At 44.4% G+C, this 257-nt stretch carries 1 protein-coding gene; it reads left to right on the forward strand.

Translation table 11 applies throughout. The features are described from left to right. Positions 1–257: S1 RNA-binding domain-containing protein (locus AYW75_RS18520; protein ID WP_156490895.1), on the forward strand; the 257-nt coding region annotated here is incomplete at both ends.

The following is a 257-nucleotide window of genomic DNA, read 5'->3' on the forward strand; positions in this document are numbered from 1 at the left end:
GAACAGAAAAAAGCCAACATATATAAAGGCAAGATCACACGTATCGAGCCCAGCCTTGAAGCTGCATTCGTTGACTACGGATCAGAACGTCATGGTTTCCTACCACTAAAAGAGATCTCTAAAGAGTACTTCACGCAGCCACCAAGCCGCGGTTCTCGTCCAAGCATTAAAGAAGTATTAAAAGAAGGCACTGAGGTTATTGTTCAGGTTGATAAGGAGGAGCGTGGCAACAAAGGTGCTGCACTTACTACCTTTAT

Source organism: Marinomonas atlantica (genome assembly GCF_001639725.1).
Taxonomy (GTDB): Bacteria; Pseudomonadota; Gammaproteobacteria; order Pseudomonadales; family Marinomonadaceae; genus Marinomonas; species Marinomonas atlantica.